Origin of the sequence: Streptomyces sp. NBC_00273 (genome assembly GCF_036178145.1) — a bacterium.
Lineage (GTDB): Bacteria > Actinomycetota > Actinomycetes > Streptomycetales > Streptomycetaceae > Streptomyces.
The window spans coordinates 4,478,074-4,494,447 of the sequence record NZ_CP108067.1 but is presented as its reverse complement, the minus strand read 5'-3'; the positions used below and the strand labels follow the sequence as shown (position 1 = coordinate 4,494,447).

The window sequence follows — 16,374 nt, the reverse complement described above, 5'->3', positions numbered from 1 at the left end:
GGATGTGGGTCAGCCGAGTACCAGGGCGGCGGGCAGCAGCAGGGCTCCGGAGCCGTAGGCCAGCAGGCCGATCCGGATCCACTGGTGCTTGCGGACCGCGATCCGGCTGTTCGCTGCCAGCGCCGCACGCACGGCGCCGGCCGGGTCGTGACCGGTGTCGGCGAGGGCTTCGACGAGTCGGCCCTGCCGGTCGGCGGAACGGATGTCACCGAAGTAGGCGAGCGGACTGCCCGCACTCCAGTCCGAACGCAGGGACCGGGGCAGTACCGCGAGCAGCAGGGCCAGTAGGGCCAGCGCGAGGGCCGCCGCTCCAGCCCACCAGAGCGCGGTACCGGAGCCCGATAGGGAACCGGGGGACCGGTGCGGCCCGGACAACTGCGCACTGATCACCCCCACGGTCATCCCGAGGGCTCCGACGAGGAGGGCCGCCTTGCTGTCGGCACGGGCGACCTCGATGCGCAGGTCGGCGAGGAGCCTGTCCGCTGCCTCGTCCGCGGGGTTCACCGGGGCTCTTCCGGAGCGGCGTGCGGGTCCGGGGGAACGACCGGCTGCCAGGCCGGCGCGTCGACAGACGCCGACTGCGGGGGCAGAAACGGAGGGTCAGGTTCCGTTGGGGATTCGGAGGCCTTCTCGGCCACCGACTTCCCGGGGCCCCGTTCGAGGGGCACGTGCTGGCCGAAGACGGCACTGAAGGCCTCGATCGCGAGCCTCCGGGGTCCTTCCAGTTCGAAGGGTTCGGTGCCCGCCTTGGTCAGCATTTCCTTGATGAGGACCATCTGAGCCTGCAGGCGCTCGTGCTGCTCCTCGTGGAGGCTGGTCATGGCCTTCGCGGAGTCCTGCGGATGTTGGGTCAGGTGCATGGCCCAGGCGTCGATCCCGCCGCGTGTCAGGTACTCGCGGTAGAAGTCGATCCGCTGGGCTTCGTATCCCTGCAGCTCCAGCCGGTGCTGGTGCTGTGCCTGGGCACGGGCGGCCTTCTCCAGGTCGGCCCGGGCGCCACCCTGCTGGGTCAGGACCTCCTCGGTGGTCGCGTGCGCGATGGCCCGCAGGCGCTGGGCGTGGGCGATCCCTTCCTCGTCACGGCGCAGCCGTACGGTCCACAGGGCTCGCAGGCCGGCTTCCTCGCCCAACGGTTTGCCTTCGCCGACCGCGGCCAGTACTTCTGCTTCGGCGTTCGCACTGTCGGATATCGGGAAGCGGCGGGTGACCGGGCGGGCGGCCTGTTCGAGCCGGCCCAGCAGGAGTCGCGGCACGTCGCGGTGCCCGCTGCGTACGTAACGGGCCGGGTCGGTGACCTGCCAGTCGAGTTCGACACTCGCCTCGAACTCGTGGGCGTCGTCGATGCTGGGCAGCTGGACCCGGGCCCGTATGGCGTGGACCCCCATGTCCACCTCGTAGACCGCGGTGTAGCGCCGCGGGATGCGGCGGGGTCGGTGCGGCGGGAGGAAGACCTCGAAGGAGCCCTGCCTGGTCGTGTAGACGAGCGTGTGGTCGATACGGGTCGGCGGGTTGCCGGGCAGGCCGAGACGGCCCAGCTGGCGAACGGTGACGACCGGATCCTTCAGCTGGGTGTGCCGGTCGGCTCCTTGGTCCCAGTCGGTGGAGCGGTGCAGCGGGCTGCTCATGTCGGACCTCCTCAGGCGGGTGCGTGAGCGTGGGGGTGGGTGAGCGCGGTACGCATCCGGTCCGCCACCGCAGGCCGGGGCCGGCCGTCCAGTCCTTGCACGGTGTCGAGCAGGTGGCTGAGGCGGGCCGCGTCGCGGGGGTCGGCGATGGCTGCGGGGAGCACGGCCGAGAGCGCCCGTTCGGTTCCGGGGTCGGTGTCGGCGGCCCGGACCCAGCTCCTGAGCGCGTTCTCGGCGCGCTCGTTGGCCGTGCGGTCGTTGAGCGCCACCCCGAGCAGCCGAGCGATCGAGCGTGCGGCGAAGGGGGAGCGGGCTGCCTGATCGAGCAAGGGCGGGCACGCTGCCGTGTCGGTCCGTTCGCAGGCGGTGAGGAACCCGTCCAGGGCGAGCGCTCGGGAGGAGGGGTGGCCGTCGAGGGTCGGCAGCAGGGCGCTCAGGGCCGTATCGGCTGCCGGGGAGAGCAGCAGCAGGGCCACGGACTGAGGGAGTTCCGCGGCGACCTGTTGGTCGCCGACCCCCATGCGGGACTGTTTGAGCTGCTTGTCGTGCTGGTGCCTGGCCTGGGCCCGCAGGGCGGCGAGGGTCTCCACCGGCCGCTCGGGCCCGATCAGTCCCAAGGCACGGACCCCTACCCAGCACCGCTTCGGATCCTGTGTGGCGGTGCTCCACGTATCGACGATCCGCGGGATGTTCGGGGCCCCGATCCGGTGGGCCAGGGTGAGGGCACTGACTGCCGTCAGTTGGCGCCGGGATTCCTTCGCGCCCGCCCAGCGTTCGACGATGAGCGCCATGGTGGAGGGCAGATCGGTGAAGGCGAGGACCGCGACGGTGGCCGCCGCCCGGGTGCGTACGAAAGGGCGCCCGTCGACGGAGAGGGCGGCGAGCCATTTGATCAGCGCGGGGCGGGCTGCAGGGTGGCCCGTCCAGACCTCGCGCAGCACGACCGGTGCGACGCGTTCGTCATGGAAGGCAGCTTTGACCTGGGTGACCGGCCCCCACTCGGTCATCTCCCGGTCGGGATAACGCTTTGCCCGGGCCTTCTGGAGCCGTTTGCCGATGTGGGTGCCGAAGACCGGTATCGGCTCCTGGTACTTCTCGTCTCCTGTGCTGCGCAGGGCGGCGTACAGGACATCGCTCAGTTCCGCGGTCAGGGCGTACGGGCCCTTGTCGAACGCGGCAAGGGCGATCAGGAAGGCCTTCTCCCGCAACTGCACCGGAGTCTCGGCTTCCTCGAACCACTCCTGTACCTGCTGTTCCAGAGCGATCAGCGAGTACTGCTCGATCCGGTTCTCGTCGGCCTGCGCCAGGACAGCGACGTACTGCACGACTTCGCGGATCTGCCGGTCGTGCGAGAGGAACTCGGCGACGGCCGGCAGGGCGAGCAGCTCCTGCGCCTTTGCCTCGTCCGTCCTCTTGGGCAGCAGGGACGCGAGGACGGTCGCCGGTGCGGGCGGGTGCCAGGCGGCGAGCTCCACGGTGTCCTCGACGTAAGGGCTGTGCCCGGCCGTGATCACGAGGTACCCCTGTAGTTCCCGCATCCGGCTGCGCAGCGCCAACAGGTGGGCCTCTCGTAGCGGCTGCTCGCGTGAGATGTCCAGATCGCACAGCACGTGACCCACGACTCCGTCACCCGAGGTCAGCCGCTGGCTCAGCTCGCCCGGGGGCACGGCACGGTCGAGGGCGCGGACCGGTGTGGCGCCGAGGCGGTGCAGCAGCATGAGCGCGGCGGTGCGGCGGCCGGTGAACGGATCGCCCGTCAGGACGATCACGCGTTCCTCGCGCAGCCTCCCCAGTAACGCGGCGAACGGGGTGCCTTCCGAGATGAAGTCGTCGGCGAGCCGTTCCAGGGACCGTGTCGGGATCTCACCGGAGACCTGTCCGCCGCCGAAGCCTCCTAGGCCGCCGAAGTTGTAGTGGTGCTCGGTCTTGCCGCCGGTGATGATGTCGCCGATGACCTGTTGGGCCGTGACGCCGTGATTGGTCCCGTGGAAGCGCAGGGCCATCGAGCTCGGGGTGTGGGCGTCCAGGTCCCGACGGGCGGCCCAGGGCTCCTGGGCGGGTTGGTCGGCCTCGGTGGCGGCCTCGTCCTCGGCCGGTGCGACGGCGTCCGGCTCCGGATCGCTCTGCGGTGCCTGCGCGTTCACGGGCGCCCGCCCCGGTCCCCGAAGGTGATGGCGCCCTCGATGCGGTTCGCGACGACACCGTTGTTGGTGCCCCGGAAATCGAGGCCGGTGGGGGACGGGGGCTGAGGGGTGGCGGGCCGGGGTGCCGGCGGCGGTACGGGCTCGGGCGGGGCGGACGCGGCTTCGGCTGTCGGGAGGGGGCCGTGGAGCCAGGCGGGCAGCGGGCCGTTCTTGCTGGGGACGGTGATCGGGTGGAACTCGTCCTTCGGGATGCCGAGGTGGTCGTGGGCGACGATGCCGGCGTGCACGGACTCCGAGACGCAGAGGGCGTAGTCGTCCGGGCGTTCGCGCAGAGCAGCGCGCAGCGGGTCGCCGTCCAGGAGCCGGCAGGCGTTGTTCAGGTCCGTCCCCACCCAGCCGTCGAACTCGTCGATGTGGACGTAGCCGGTGGCCAGGACGGCGCGAAGGCGGATCTGCGCGGAGCCGGCGGCGAGCCGGTTCACCGCACGCAGTTCTGCCGGGGCATCCCGCAGCAGGGTGCGTAGCAGGTCGGTCAGTGGGACTGCGGGGTCGATGAGTTCCATGACCGCATCGCCGCGGTCGGCCCGCCGACGCAGGCTCTGGTCGACACCGGCCGAAAGCAGGACGCGGTCGACGATCCCGAAGAGCATGCGGCGGAGGTAGGCCTGCTGCACGTCGTCGCGGTCGCTGTAGCGCTCGGTGTCGATCAGGAGCAGGTGGCGGAAGAGGGGTTGCGGCTGTGTCATGCGAGCAGCGTCGGGCAGCCGGCCCCGGTGCCGTGAGGGAGGATGACGCACCCCAGTGTGACCGTGTGCACTGAACCATGGGCACTGACGGATCGGTGCCCTGTCTCAGGACGGTTGGGGCCGACCCCGCGCAATGCGGTGCAGCACGTCCGGCCGCACGATCACCAGCGTGCGCCGGCCCGTATTGATGACGCCCCGGTCCCGCAGGGCCTTCAGCTCGCGCTGGACCATCTCGCGGGAGGCGCTCACGGCGCCCGCCAGTTCCTGCTTCGTGAGCGGGACTGCGACCTCCACCCCTTCCTCCGTGCGCCGGCCGTGGATGTGTGCCAGGTCCAGCAGGAGCACTGCGAGTCGCTCGCGGACCGGAACCGAGGCGAACTGGAGGTTGCGTCGGTCGGCGGCACGTGTGCGGTCGGAGACGAGGGCCAACAGTTGGAGGGAGACCTCGGGGGAGCTACCGAGGAAGACGCGGAAGCGCTCCTGCTCGATGACGACGGCGCGGACGTGTTCGAGGGCGGTCACGGTCGCGGAGCGCGGGCGGCGGGTCAGGGCCGCGGACTCGCCGATGATGTCGCCCGGCCCGCGCAGCGCGAGCAGGGCCTGGTAGCCGTTGGGATGGGCCACGGTGACCTTGGTCCAGCCCCGGAGCACCAACAGGACGTGGGCAGTGGGCTCGTCCTGGTGGAGCAGGGTGCCGCGGGGTGGGTAGAGCACCTCACGGCCGAGCGCCCGTAACGCCGCACCGTCCGCCTGTTCCAGCCGGGCCAGGAACGGGACCCGGTCGTCGAGTCCGCCCCCACCCGTCGGGTCCGCGTCCCTGGTCATCTGCCGTCGCCCCCGCCCCGGTGATCAAGGCGGTCAATGTACTGAACAACGGCTTACGAGCGCTCTCGAACCAGGGGATTACCCCCGTACAGACGCTGGCGCCGGCGGCGCAGCGTTGTGAGGTGGACGGCGGCGAGGGTCAGGAGGGACAGCGCGGCGCCCGCGAGGCCCGGGGCTAGGCCCTTCGGGGTGAAGGTGCAGGAGACCTCGGTCGTGCCCGGCGGGAGGTCCACGGCCAGCAGGCCGTGGAAGGGCTTCAGCGGGGCCGAACACTGCCAGCCCGGGACGGCGGTCGTGGCGATGACGGCCGTGCCCCCGGTGGGCGCGGGGAGGGTGGCCCCGATGGTGTGGCCGCCCGGGCGGACCGCGGTGGCGCCGGTGGCGGTGAGGTGGCGGACGGCCGCGTCGAGGGCGGTGCGGTCCAGGCAGCCGAGCGGGTACGCGCCCGCGTCCGCGCCCTTCGTGCGCGTCTGCACGGTGACGTCGACCTGGCCCGAGGCGGGGACGGTGCCCAGCGGGGTCACGCCGGTCCTCCGGTCCTCCAGGAGCTGCTGCGGGCCGCCGCCGGTGCGGACCGTGCCGTAGACGGCGGGGGAGTACCAGTAGGCCTCGGAACCGGGGGTGCACCGGGCCGTGTACGTCTGCTCGATGTCGGTCCCGCCGCGGGTGACCGGCGGGACCTGGTAGACGGTGGCGCCCAGGACGGCCTCCTGGTGGGCGTACACGCTGTCCGCCGGGTGGGGGGAGGAGTACGGCGCGGTGCGGACGGTGACCAGCGGGGGCGCGGGGAACTTCGAGGCCGTCCAGGTGTCGGGGGCGGTCCCCGGGCGGACCCGCGCGCCGATCGAGAAGATCGCGTCGAGCACCGGGTTGTCGGCGCCGAAGAAGGTCCGGCCGTCGTTCTTGAAGCCGTATCCCAGGGGCTCCAGGGCCTTGTACGTGGCCTCGGGGAGGTAGCTGCTGTAGTACTGCGGGCCTTCCGCGCGCAGCGCCAGGGCGTCGTTGTACGCGCTCTGGGGCGCGCCCGAGTCGGTCCGGTAGGCGGGCCAGTCCGCCACACCGCGGACGGCCTCGAAGTGGTTGCCGATCGATCGGTTCGAGGTGGTGACGGGCTTGGCCCAGCGCTCGCGGGACCGGCGGGCGTCCGCGTTCGCGGCGGCGACCGTGGACTCGGCGAACACGACGCCGATCATCAGGGCGGCGGCCACCGGGATCAGGTACCGGCGCTTCTCGCCGAGCCGCAGCAGGACCAGGGCCAGCAGGGAGACCGCGCCACCGCCGAGCACGGCCGGCCAGGTCCAGCCGCCGAAGTCGTCGGTGCGCCGCAGCACGTAGGTGGCCGCCACCAGGAGGGCCGCCACCAGGGCCAGGTGCAGCGGGCGCGGCCGGTTGGCCAGCGCCAGCCAGGCCACGATCACGACCATCCCGCTGAAGACGAAGGCCTCGCGGTACGGGTTGCCGTTCGGCACCGCCAGGCCGTGCCACAGGTACTGCGTGGGCGGGAACTGGAAGGAGGCGACCACGAGCAGCGCCGCCGCCGCCCACACCAGGCGGGTCCGCCGGGCGACGGCGGTGTTGAGGACGAACGCGCCGGCCAGGATCAGCCCGAGCGAGGCGACGTAGAGCCGCGGGCGGCCGCCCCACAGGTGCGTGGCCGGGAGCATGCCCGCGAGGAACACCTCGATCCGTACGGGGTCGAAGGCGGCGGCCTTGGTCGGCTGCGCGGCCCCGCTGGACAGGAACGACGGCAGGAGCAGCGGCAGCGTCAGCAGGATCCCGGTCCCGGTGGCCGTCGCGGCCCGCCACAGTGCGCGCAGCCGCTCCCGGCCCGACATGTCGCGGGTGATCATGCGGATGGCGAGCAGGACGCAGGCGGCCATCGTGGCCATCATCGCGGTGTAGAAGTTCCCGAACCAGGCGAGCGCGACGAGCAGGGCCACGCCCGGCCAGCGGCGCTCCTCCAGGCACCACTCGACGGCGATGCCGAGCACGGGGAGCGCGACCAGGCCCCAGAGCCACATGGGGATGTACGAGGCGTCGCTCAGCGCCCAGCCGCACAGGCCGTACGTCGCTCCGAGCACGCCCCGCTGCCACCAGGGGCCGGGGTGCAGCTTGCCGAGGTACACCGTCATCACGGCGGCGGCGGTGCCCATGGTGATCGGGGTGATCGCGAAGACGGCGAGGTCGACGTGGGCGCGGGGGACGACGACGGCCAGCCACGAGAAGGGGTTGCCGAGGTAGGTGTGGTAGCCGGCGAGGAACTGTTGTCCGAAGCCGCCGCGCCAGGTGAAGAGGACGTCCCCGGCGGCCTGCCCGTGGACCAGGTCCCACAGCGCCCGGTGGAAGGGCACGTACTGGTTGGCCTGGTCGTTCAGGGCCCGCCCGGTGTGGCCGAAGGGGAAGGTGCCGCGCGCCACCCAGGCGGCGCAGAAGGCGCCCGAGGTGATCAGGAAGGCCAGCAGGGGACCGCGGGAACGGGTGATCAGGCGGATGGCCGGTCTGCGCGGGGCGGGTCTGCGCGGGGCCTGGGGACGGGCGTCGACTGTGGTCGGTTCGGGTGCCACGGTCCCCAATGTCCTGCTCCCTGCTGATCGACTCGCGGGCGTCCCGCGCCGGTCAAGCCGCCAGTTTAGGGCGCGGGGACAGGGCACAGGGCCGATCGGGCCGCTCCCCGCTTGCGCGCGGCGGGATTTCGTGCTGGGCATTTGTTTTGACCTACCTCTGTGAGGTAGGTACGCTCTGACCTTGTGCCTGGGGTGTGCCCTGGGCTCCCGCGCGTGCTCAAGACCCCGCGGAGAGCCGAGAAGACCACACCGCAATCTGCGCCCGACTCACTTCGGTGAAAGCGTGCAGTGTTCGACACACCCGACCGCGTGGGTCGGGGAAGTTCCAGGTTAGTTTCACTACACGGCACACAGAAACCGGAGAAGTAGTGCCTACGATCCAGCAGCTGGTCCGTAAGGGCCGGCAGGACAAGGTCGAGAAGACAAAGACCCCCGCGCTTGAGGCTTCGCCCCAGCGTCGCGGCGTCTGCACGCGTGTGTTCACGACCACCCCGAAGAAGCCGAACTCGGCGCTCCGTAAGGTCGCGCGTGTGCGTCTGACCTCCGGCATCGAGGTCACCGCTTACATTCCGGGTGAGGGACACAACCTGCAGGAGCACTCGATCGTGCTCGTGCGTGGTGGCCGTGTGAAGGACCTGCCGGGTGTTCGTTACAAGATCATCCGCGGTGCGCTTGACACCCAGGCTGTCAAGAACCGCAAGCAGGCCCGCAGCCGCTACGGCGCCAAGAAGGAGAAGTAAGAATGCCTCGTAAGGGCCCCGCCCCGAAGCGCCCGGTCATCATCGACCCGGTCTACGCATCTCCTCTGGTGACGTCGCTCATCAACAAGATCCTCCTGAACGGCAAGCGCTCCACCGCCGAGCGCATCGTTTACGGCGCCATGGAAGGCCTCCGCGAGAAGACCGGCAACGACCCGGTCATCACGCTGAAGCGCGCGCTGGAGAACGTCAAGCCGTCCCTCGAGGTCAAGTCCCGCCGTGTCGGTGGCGCGACCTACCAGGTCCCCGTCGAGGTCAAGCCGGGTCGCCAGTCGACCCTGGCCCTCCGCTGGCTCGTGGGTTACTCCCGCGCCCGCCGTGAGAAGACCATGACCGAGCGCCTCATGAACGAGCTGCTCGACGCCTCCAACGGTCTTGGCGCTGCCGTCAAGAAGCGCGAGGACACGCACAAGATGGCCGAGTCCAACAAGGCCTTCGCGCACTACCGCTGGTAGTCCCACCCCACATCGAGACCGAGAGAAGACCGAAGCCTTATGGCTACCACTTCGCTTGACCTGGCCAAGGTCCGCAACATCGGGATCATGGCCCACATCGACGCGGGCAAGACGACCACCACCGAGCGCATCCTGTTCTACACCGGTGTGTCGTACAAGATCGGTGAGGTCCACGACGGCGCTGCCACGATGGACTGGATGGAGCAGGAGCAGGAGCGTGGTATCACCATCACGTCTGCCGCGACGACCTGCCACTGGCCCCTCGAAGACGTTGACCACACGATCAACATCATCGACACCCCGGGTCACGTCGACTTCACCGTCGAGGTGGAGCGTTCGCTCCGCGTCCTCGACGGCGCCGTCACCGTCTTCGACGGTGTGGCCGGCGTCGAGCCGCAGTCCGAGACCGTTTGGCGTCAGGCGGACCGCTACGGCGTGCCGCGCATCTGCTTCGTCAACAAGCTCGACCGCACCGGCGCCGAGTTCCACCGCTGCGTCGACATGATCAAGGACCGCCTCGGTGCGGTTCCGATCGTCATGCAGCTCCCCATCGGTGCCGAGGCCGACTTCCAGGGTGTCGTCGACCTCGTCACGATGAAGGCGTTCGTCTGGTCCGCCGAGGCGACCAAGGGCGAGATGTACGACATCGTCGACATCCCGGCCACGCACACCGAGGCTGCTGAAGAGTGGCGCGGCAAGCTGGTCGAGACCGTCGCCGAGAACGACGACGAGATCATGGAGCTGTTCCTGGAGGGCAACGAGCCCACCGTCGAGCAGCTGCACGCCGCCGTCCGTCGGATCATCCTGAACTCCGGCAAGGGCAAGGGCGAGCCCACGATCACCGCGGTGTTCTGTGGCACGGCGTTCAAGAACAAGGGCGTTCAGCCCCTGCTCGACGCCGTCGTCCGCTACCTGCCGTCGCCGCTGGACATCGAGGCCATCGAGGGCCACGACGTCCGCGACGCCGAGGTCGTCGTGAAGCGCAAGCCGTCCGACGAGGAGCCCCTCGCCGCGCTCGCGTTCAAGATCATGAGCGACCCGCACCTCGGCAAGCTCACCTTCGTCCGGGTTTACTCGGGCCGCCTGGAGGCCGGCACTGCGGTGCTGAACTCCGTCAAGGGCAAGAAGGAGCGCATCGGCAAGATCTACCGCATGCACGCCAACAAGCGTGAAGAGATCGACGCGGTGGGCGCCGGCGACATCGTCGCCGTCATGGGCCTGAAGCAGACCACCACCGGTGAGACGCTGTGTGACGACAAGCAGCCCGTGATCCTGGAGTCCATGGACTTCCCGGCTCCGGTCATCCAGGTCGCCATCGAGCCCAAGTCCAAGGGTGACCAGGAGAAGCTGGGTGTTGCCATCCAGCGTCTCGCGGAGGAGGACCCCTCCTTCCACGTTCACTCGGACGAGGAGACGGGCCAGACCATCCTCGGCGGTATGGGCGAGCTGCACCTCGAGGTGCTGGTCGACCGTATGAAGCGCGAGTTCAAGGTCGAGGCCAACGTCGGCAAGCCGCAGGTCGCGTACCGCGAGACGATCCGCAAGGCCGTCGAGCGTCACGACTACACGCACAAGAAGCAGACCGGTGGTACCGGTCAGTTCGCCAAGGTGCAGATCGCGATCGAGCCCATCACCGAGACCGACGGTCCGGCGTACGAGTTCGTGAACAAGGTCACCGGTGGACGCGTCCCGAAGGAGTACATCCCTTCGGTCGACGCCGGTGCGCAGGAAGCCATGCAGTTCGGCATCCTGGCCGGCTACGAGATGACGGGCGTTCGCGTCACGCTTCTCGACGGTGGCTACCACGAGGTCGACTCCTCGGAGCTCGCCTTCAAGATCGCCGGTTCGCAGGCCTTCAAGGAGGCCGCGCGCAAGGCTTCTCCCGTGCTCCTCGAGCCGATGATGGCCGTAGAGGTCACCACGCCCGAGGACTACATGGGTGACGTCATCGGTGACATCAACTCCCGTCGTGGCCAGATCCAGGCCATGGAGGAGCGTCACGGTGCTCGCGTCGTGAAGGGCCTCGTGCCCCTTTCGGAGATGTTCGGCTACGTCGGAGACCTCCGCAGCAAGACCTCGGGTCGCGCCAGCTACTCGATGCAGTTCGACTCCTACGCCGAGGTTCCCCGGAACGTCGCCGAGGAGATCATCGCGAAGGCCAAGGGCGAGTAACTCTTCCGAGTACACGCTTTAGGCTTGTCACCGGAGCCTCTGGGGCAACAGGAGTCACAATCCGTTGCCCCGGGGGGCCGGCTTTCCAGCAAAGATCACCTGGCGCCGATCTGTAAGGCGTACAGAACCACTCTCCAGGAGGACCCCGTGGCGAAGGCGAAGTTCGAGCGGACTAAGCCGCACGTCAACATCGGCACCATCGGTCACATTGACCACGGTAAGACGACCCTCACGGCCGCCATTACCAAGGTGCTGCACGACGCGTACCCGGACCTGAACGAGGCCTCGGCCTTCGACCAGATCGACAAGGCTCCTGAGGAGCGCCAGCGCGGTATCACCATCTCGATCGCGCACGTCGAGTACCAGACCGAGGCGCGTCACTACGCCCACGTCGACTGCCCGGGTCACGCTGACTACATCAAGAACATGATCACCGGTGCCGCGCAGATGGACGGCGCGATCCTCGTGGTCGCCGCCACCGACGGCCCGATGCCGCAGACCAAGGAGCACGTGCTCCTGGCCCGCCAGGTCGGCGTCCCCTACATCGTCGTCGCCCTGAACAAGGCCGACATGGTGGACGACGAGGAGATCCTGGAGCTCGTCGAGCTCGAGGTCCGTGAGCTCCTCTCCGAGTACGAGTTCCCGGGCGACGACCTGCCGGTCGTCCGCGTCTCCGCGCTGAAGGCGCTCGAGGGCGACAAGGAGTGGGGCGAGAAGCTCCTCGGCCTCATGTCCGCCGTCGACGAGGCCATCCCGACCCCGCCGCGTGACACCGAGAAGCCGTTCCTCATGCCCGTCGAGGACGTCTTCACGATCACCGGTCGCGGTACCGTCGTCACCGGCCGTATCGAGCGTGGTGTCCTGAAGGTCAACGAGACCGTCGACATCATCGGTATCAAGGAGACCAAGACCACCACCACGGTCACCGGTATCGAGATGTTCCGCAAGCTCCTCGACGAGGGCCAGGCCGGTGAGAACGTCGGTCTGCTCCTCCGTGGCATCAAGCGCGAGGACGTCGAGCGCGGCCAGGTCATCATCAAGCCCGGTTCGGTCACCCCGCACACCGAGTTCGAGGCCCAGGCCTACATCCTGTCGAAGGACGAGGGTGGCCGTCACACCCCGTTCTTCAACAACTACCGTCCGCAGTTCTACTTCCGTACCACGGACGTCACGGGTGTCGTCACCCTGCCGGCCGGCACGGAGATGGTCATGCCGGGCGACAACACCGAGATGACGGTCGCGCTGATCCAGCCGGTCGCCATGGAGGAGGGCCTGAAGTTCGCCATCCGTGAGGGTGGTCGTACCGTGGGCGCCGGCCAGGTCACCAAGATCACGAAGTAATTTCGTGCTCTGACCTGGTAGCCCGTTCACCGGGCACCAAGTTGCACTGAAGGGCCCCGGCCCATCGCCTCGGCGGTGGGACGGGGCCCTTCGGCATGTCTGCCCGTGTCCGCCTGTCCGTCCTGTCCTCCCTGTCCTCCCTGTCCGTCCGAGTCCGGGCGGACAGGGCGGCCGGTACGACTGAGGGCCGCACCCCGGACGGGGTGCGGCCCTCAGTCGCGTTGCGGCGGCGGGTCAGTTCACGCGCAGGGACTCGGTGAACTCGATGCACGCGGCGTGGTCGGGCAGCAGACCGGTCGCGAGGGCGTCGGCCAGCGAGGGAGCGGCCTCGTCGCGGGCGGACAGCAGCGGGACGTCGGCCGGCCACTCGATGCCCAGGTCGGGGTCGAGCGGGTGCACCGAGTGCTCGCCGGTCGGGTTGTACGTCTCCGAGCAGAGGTACGACAGCGTCGCGTCGTCGCTCAGCGCGCAGAAGCCGTGGCCGAGGCCCTCGGGGATGTAGACCGCGCGGCGGTCCACGTCGTCGAGGCGGACGCCCTCCCACTGGCCGAAGGTGGGGGAGCCGACCCGCAGGTCGACGATGACGTCGAGCACGGCGCCGCGTACGCAGGTCACGTACTTGGCCTGGCCGCGCGGTACGTCGGCGAAGTGGATGCCGCGGACCACGCCCGCGGAAGAGACCGAGAGGTTCGCCTGCGCCAGGTTCAGCGGGTGACCGACGACCTCGGCGAGGCGGTCGAAGCGGTACCACTCGGTGAACAGGCCGCGCGGGTCGCCGTGCAGCTGCGGGGTGACCTCGAAGGCGCCGGCTATGGAGAGTTCGCGGAACTTCATCGGGCGTCCTCCTCGGCGAGCAGCATCAGCAGGTAGTCGCCGTAGCCGCTCTTGGTCAGCGGCTCGGCGAGCGCGCGCAGCTGCGCGGAGTCGATCAGGCCGGCCCGCCAGGCCGCCTCCTCGATGCAGCCTATTTTGAAGCCCTGGCGCTCCTCGATCACGCGGACGAACTCGGAGGCCTGCACCATCGAGACGAAGGTGCCGGTGTCCAGCCACGCGGTACCGCGGTCGAGGATGGTCACGTTGAGCTCGCCGGCCTGGAGGTACGCGTCGTTGACGGCGGTGATCTCCAGCTCGCCGCGGGCGCTGGGCTTGAGGCCGCGGGCCATCTCGACGACCCGGTTGTCGTAGAAGTACAGACCCGGCACCGCGTAGCGGGACTTGGGCTTCTCCGGCTTCTCCTCGATGGAGATGGCCTGGCCGTTCTCGTCGAACTCGACCACGCCGTAGGCGGTGGGGTCCGCGACCGGGTACGCGAACACGCGGCCGCCCTTGGCGTCCGTGTGCTGGGCGAGACGGGTGCCGAGGCCGCTGCCGTGGAAGATGTTGTCGCCGAGGATCAGGGCGACGGACTCGTCGCCGATGAAGTCGGCACCGAGGACGAAGGCCTGGGCGATGCCCTCCGGGCGCTCCTGGACGGCGTACTCCAGCCGCAGGCCGAACTGCGAGCCGTCGCCGAGCAGCCGCTCGAACTGGTCGCGGTCGTCCGGGGTGGTGATGATCAGGATCTCGCTGATACCCGCCATCACGAGGGTGGAGAGGGGGTAATAGATCATCGGCTTGTCGAAGACGGGCAGCAGCTGCTTCGAGACGGCCCGGGTCAGCGGCCAGAGTCGAGATCCGGTGCCACCGGCCAAGAGGATTCCACGCATGGGGAGAACCCTATGCGAGAGGGCGTGGGGGAGCAGAGTCCAGCACATGTGACGTTGGGCGGCCGCTAGACTCTTCGTATTATGCGCATCCTCGTGACCGGCGGCGCCGGCTTCATCGGTTCAGAATTCGTCCGCCAGCAGCTCGCTGCAGATGCCACGGCGCAGATCACTGTCTTCGACAAGCTGACGTACTCGGGCGTCGAGGCCAACCTCGCCCCGGTCGCCGACCACTCCGGATACGCCTTCGTCAAGGGCGACATCTGCGACGCGGACGCCGTCGACCAGGTCATGCCCGGTCACGATGTCGTCGTGCACTTCGCGGCCGAGTCCCACGTGGACCGCTCGATCGCCGGCGCGGGCCCGTTCGTGATGACCAACGTCGTGGGCACCCAGGTGCTGCTCGACTCCGCCCGCAAGCACGGCGTCGGCCGCTTCGTCCACATCTCCACCGACGAGGTCTACGGCTCGATCAGCGAGGGCTCCTGGACGGAGGAGTGGCCGCTGGTGCCCAACTCCCCGTACTCCGCCTCGAAGGCGTCGTCCGACCTGCTGGCGCTGGCCTACCACCGCACCCACGGCATGGACGTGGTGGTCACCCGCTGCTCCAACAACTACGGGCACTACCAGTTCCCGGAGAAGGTCATCCCGCTGTTCGTCTCGAACCTGATGGACGGCAAGAAGGTCCCGCTGTACGGCAACGGCGGCAACGTCCGCGACTGGCTGCACGTCTCCGACCACTGCCGCGGCATCGACCTGGCCATGCGCAAGGGGCGGGCCGGCGAGGTCTACAACATCGGCGGCGGCACCGAGCTCACCAACAAGGAGCTGACCGGTGTCCTGCTGGAGGCCGCCGGCCTCGGCTGGGACATGGTCGAGCAGGTCGAGGACCGCAAGGGCCACGACCTCCGCTACTCCATCGACATCAGCAAGATCGGCGCCGAGCTGGGTTACGCCCCGCAGATCACCTTCGAGGACGGCATCAAGGCCACCATCGACTGGTACCGCGAGAACCGCGCCTGGTGGGAGCCGCTGAAGGCGAAGGCGGCCCTGCAGAAGTGACCGCCAACCCGGGAGCCGGCCGCTGGCTCGTCACCGGCGCCGCCGGCATGCTCGGCCAGGACGTCCTGGCCGCCCTGCGGGACGCCGGCATCGAAGCCGCGGGCCTGCGCCGCGCCGACCTCGACATCACCGACCCGGCAGCCGTCCGGGCCGCCGTCGAGGGTGCCGCCGTCGTGGTCAACTGCGCGGCCTGGACCGACGTGGACGGTGCCGAGACCGCCGAGGAAGCCGCCACCGCCGTCAACGGCACCGGTGTACGCGTCCTCGCCGCGGCCTGCGCCGACGCCGGTGCGCGCCTGCTGCACGTCTCCACCGACTACGTGCTGCCCGGCAATGCCGCGCAGCCGTACCCCGAGGACGCCGAGACCGGTCCGGTCAACGCCTACGGGCGCTCCAAGCTGGTCGGCGAACGAGCCGTCGCCGAGCTGCTCCCGCAGGACGGCTACATCGTGCGGACCGCGTGGCTGTACGGCGAGCACGGGGCGAACTTCGTCGCCACCATGCTGAAGCTGGCGGCCCAGCGGGACACCCTCGACGTGGTCGACGACCAGCACGGCCAGCCCACTTGGTCCTACGCGCTGGCCCGTCACCTGGTCGACCTCGGCCTCGCCGCGCTGGCGGGCAAGGCCCCGGGCGGGGTCTACCACGGCACCGCGAGCGGCCGCACCACCTGGATGGGGCTGGCGCGCGAGGCGTACCGACTGAGCGGGCTCGACCCCGAACGGATCCGGCCGACGACCTCCGAGGCGTTCGTCCGCCCCGCCGTGCGACCGGCCTTCAGTGTCCTTGCTCACGACGGCTGGTCGGCCGCCGGGCTGGAACCGCTGGCCGATTGGCGGGCGCAGCTCGCCGAGGCGATCACCCGCCCGGCCTTCGCTGATCTGCTGGGACTCCCCTCCACGAGGTGAGTCGGCGGGGCTGATCGCTCACACGCGCACGTCGTCGACGGGGCCCGGGGTGCAACCTTTCGGGCCCCGTT

The 16,374-nt window shown here is 69.6% G+C and carries 14 protein-coding genes; 6 read left to right on the top strand and 8 right to left on the bottom strand.

The window, feature by feature from the left end:
- Positions 1–9: 9 nt before the first annotated feature.
- The 6 genes from OG386_RS19320 to OG386_RS19295 all read right to left on the bottom strand — a co-directional run bounded on the left by OG386_RS19320 (position 10) and on the right by OG386_RS19295 (position 7,904).
- Positions 10–504, bottom strand: coding sequence for a Pycsar system effector family protein (locus tag OG386_RS19320; RefSeq protein WP_328789187.1), 495 nt, complete (start codon positions 502–504; stop codon positions 10–12).
- Entirely contained in the window at positions 501–1,625 is a 1,125-nt protein-coding gene (locus OG386_RS19315; protein ID WP_328789186.1) for a hypothetical protein, read from the bottom strand. Before OG386_RS19315 ends, OG386_RS19320 begins: the two co-directional genes overlap by 4 nt.
- An 11-nt stretch (positions 1,626–1,636) precedes the next feature.
- The gene (locus tag OG386_RS19310; protein WP_328789185.1) at positions 1,637–3,769 is read right to left on the bottom strand and encodes a hypothetical protein; all 2,133 of its coding nucleotides are present in this window, start codon (positions 3,767–3,769) and stop codon (positions 1,637–1,639) included.
- Positions 3,766–4,515, bottom strand: coding sequence for a hypothetical protein (locus OG386_RS19305; RefSeq protein WP_328789184.1), 750 nt, complete (start codon positions 4,513–4,515; stop codon positions 3,766–3,768). Before OG386_RS19305 ends, OG386_RS19310 begins: the two co-directional genes overlap by 4 nt.
- A 105-nt stretch (positions 4,516–4,620) precedes the next feature.
- Positions 4,621–5,340 (bottom strand): Crp/Fnr family transcriptional regulator, encoded by a 720-nt coding sequence (locus OG386_RS19300; protein WP_328789183.1) that lies wholly within the window; start codon positions 5,338–5,340, stop codon positions 4,621–4,623.
- A gap of 53 nt (positions 5,341–5,393) precedes the next feature.
- On the bottom strand, positions 5,394–7,904 hold the full coding sequence (locus OG386_RS19295) for a YfhO family protein (protein ID WP_328789182.1): 2,511 nt from the start codon (positions 7,902–7,904) through the stop codon (positions 5,394–5,396).
- Positions 7,905–8,272: 368 nt separating this feature from the next.
- On the opposite strand from OG386_RS19295, the gene rpsL reads away from it, so the two are divergent.
- From rpsL to tuf, 4 genes are all read left to right on the top strand, one after another.
- Complete coding sequence (rpsL, locus tag OG386_RS19290) at positions 8,273–8,644, top strand: 30S ribosomal protein S12 (RefSeq protein ID WP_007265893.1); 372 nt, start codon at positions 8,273–8,275, stop codon at positions 8,642–8,644.
- Positions 8,645–8,646: 2 nt separating this feature from the next.
- Entirely contained in the window at positions 8,647–9,117 is a 471-nt protein-coding gene (gene rpsG / locus OG386_RS19285) for a 30S ribosomal protein S7 (RefSeq protein ID WP_007265894.1), read from the top strand.
- 39 nt (positions 9,118–9,156) lie between these two features.
- The gene (gene fusA, locus OG386_RS19280) at positions 9,157–11,289 is read left to right on the top strand and encodes an elongation factor G (protein WP_136229670.1); all 2,133 of its coding nucleotides are present in this window, start codon (positions 9,157–9,159) and stop codon (positions 11,287–11,289) included.
- Between the two features lie 147 nt (positions 11,290–11,436).
- Complete coding sequence (gene tuf / locus OG386_RS19275) at positions 11,437–12,630, top strand: elongation factor Tu (protein WP_030008455.1); 1,194 nt, start codon at positions 11,437–11,439, stop codon at positions 12,628–12,630.
- A 234-nt stretch (positions 12,631–12,864) separates the two neighbouring features.
- Here the strand turns inward: tuf and rfbC are convergent, their stop codons facing one another.
- Complete coding sequence (gene rfbC, locus OG386_RS19270; protein WP_328789181.1) at positions 12,865–13,464, bottom strand: dTDP-4-dehydrorhamnose 3,5-epimerase; 600 nt, start codon at positions 13,462–13,464, stop codon at positions 12,865–12,867.
- Positions 13,461–14,336: a glucose-1-phosphate thymidylyltransferase RfbA gene (gene rfbA, locus OG386_RS19265; protein WP_266603894.1), complete on the bottom strand. Its 876-nt coding sequence runs from the start codon at positions 14,334–14,336 to the stop codon at positions 13,461–13,463. The genes rfbC and rfbA overlap by 4 nt, the downstream gene beginning before the upstream one ends.
- Before the next feature lie 81 nt (positions 14,337–14,417).
- On the opposite strand from rfbA, the gene rfbB reads away from it, so the two are divergent.
- The gene (gene rfbB / locus OG386_RS19260) at positions 14,418–15,395 is read left to right on the top strand and encodes a dTDP-glucose 4,6-dehydratase (RefSeq protein ID WP_328789180.1); all 978 of its coding nucleotides are present in this window, start codon (positions 14,418–14,420) and stop codon (positions 15,393–15,395) included.
- On the top strand, positions 15,392–16,303 hold the full coding sequence (gene rfbD / locus OG386_RS19255; RefSeq protein ID WP_328789179.1) for a dTDP-4-dehydrorhamnose reductase: 912 nt from the start codon (positions 15,392–15,394) through the stop codon (positions 16,301–16,303). Before rfbB ends, rfbD begins: the two co-directional genes overlap by 4 nt.
- Positions 16,304–16,374: the final 71 nt, after the last annotated feature.

Bases quoted from the DNA above. Each gene is read 5' to 3' on its own strand.
- OG386_RS19315 (WP_328789186.1), bottom strand. From the start codon at position 1,625: ATGAGCAGCCCGCTGCACCGCTCCACCGACTGGGACCAAGGAGCCGAC.
- OG386_RS19305 (WP_328789184.1), bottom strand. From the start codon at position 4,515: ATGACACAGCCGCAACCCCTCTTCCGCCACCTGCTCCTGATCGACACC.
- OG386_RS19300 (WP_328789183.1), bottom strand. From the start codon at position 5,340: ATGACCAGGGACGCGGACCCGACGGGTGGGGGCGGACTCGACGACCGG.
- rpsG (WP_007265894.1), top strand. From the start codon at position 8,647: ATGCCTCGTAAGGGCCCCGCCCCGAAGCGCCCGGTCATCATCGACCCG.
- fusA (WP_136229670.1), top strand. From the start codon at position 9,157: ATGGCTACCACTTCGCTTGACCTGGCCAAGGTCCGCAACATCGGGATC.
- rfbC (WP_328789181.1), bottom strand. From the start codon at position 13,464: ATGAAGTTCCGCGAACTCTCCATAGCCGGCGCCTTCGAGGTCACCCCG.
- rfbA (WP_266603894.1), bottom strand. From the start codon at position 14,336: ATGCGTGGAATCCTCTTGGCCGGTGGCACCGGATCTCGACTCTGGCCG.
- rfbB (WP_328789180.1), top strand. From the start codon at position 14,418: ATGCGCATCCTCGTGACCGGCGGCGCCGGCTTCATCGGTTCAGAATTC.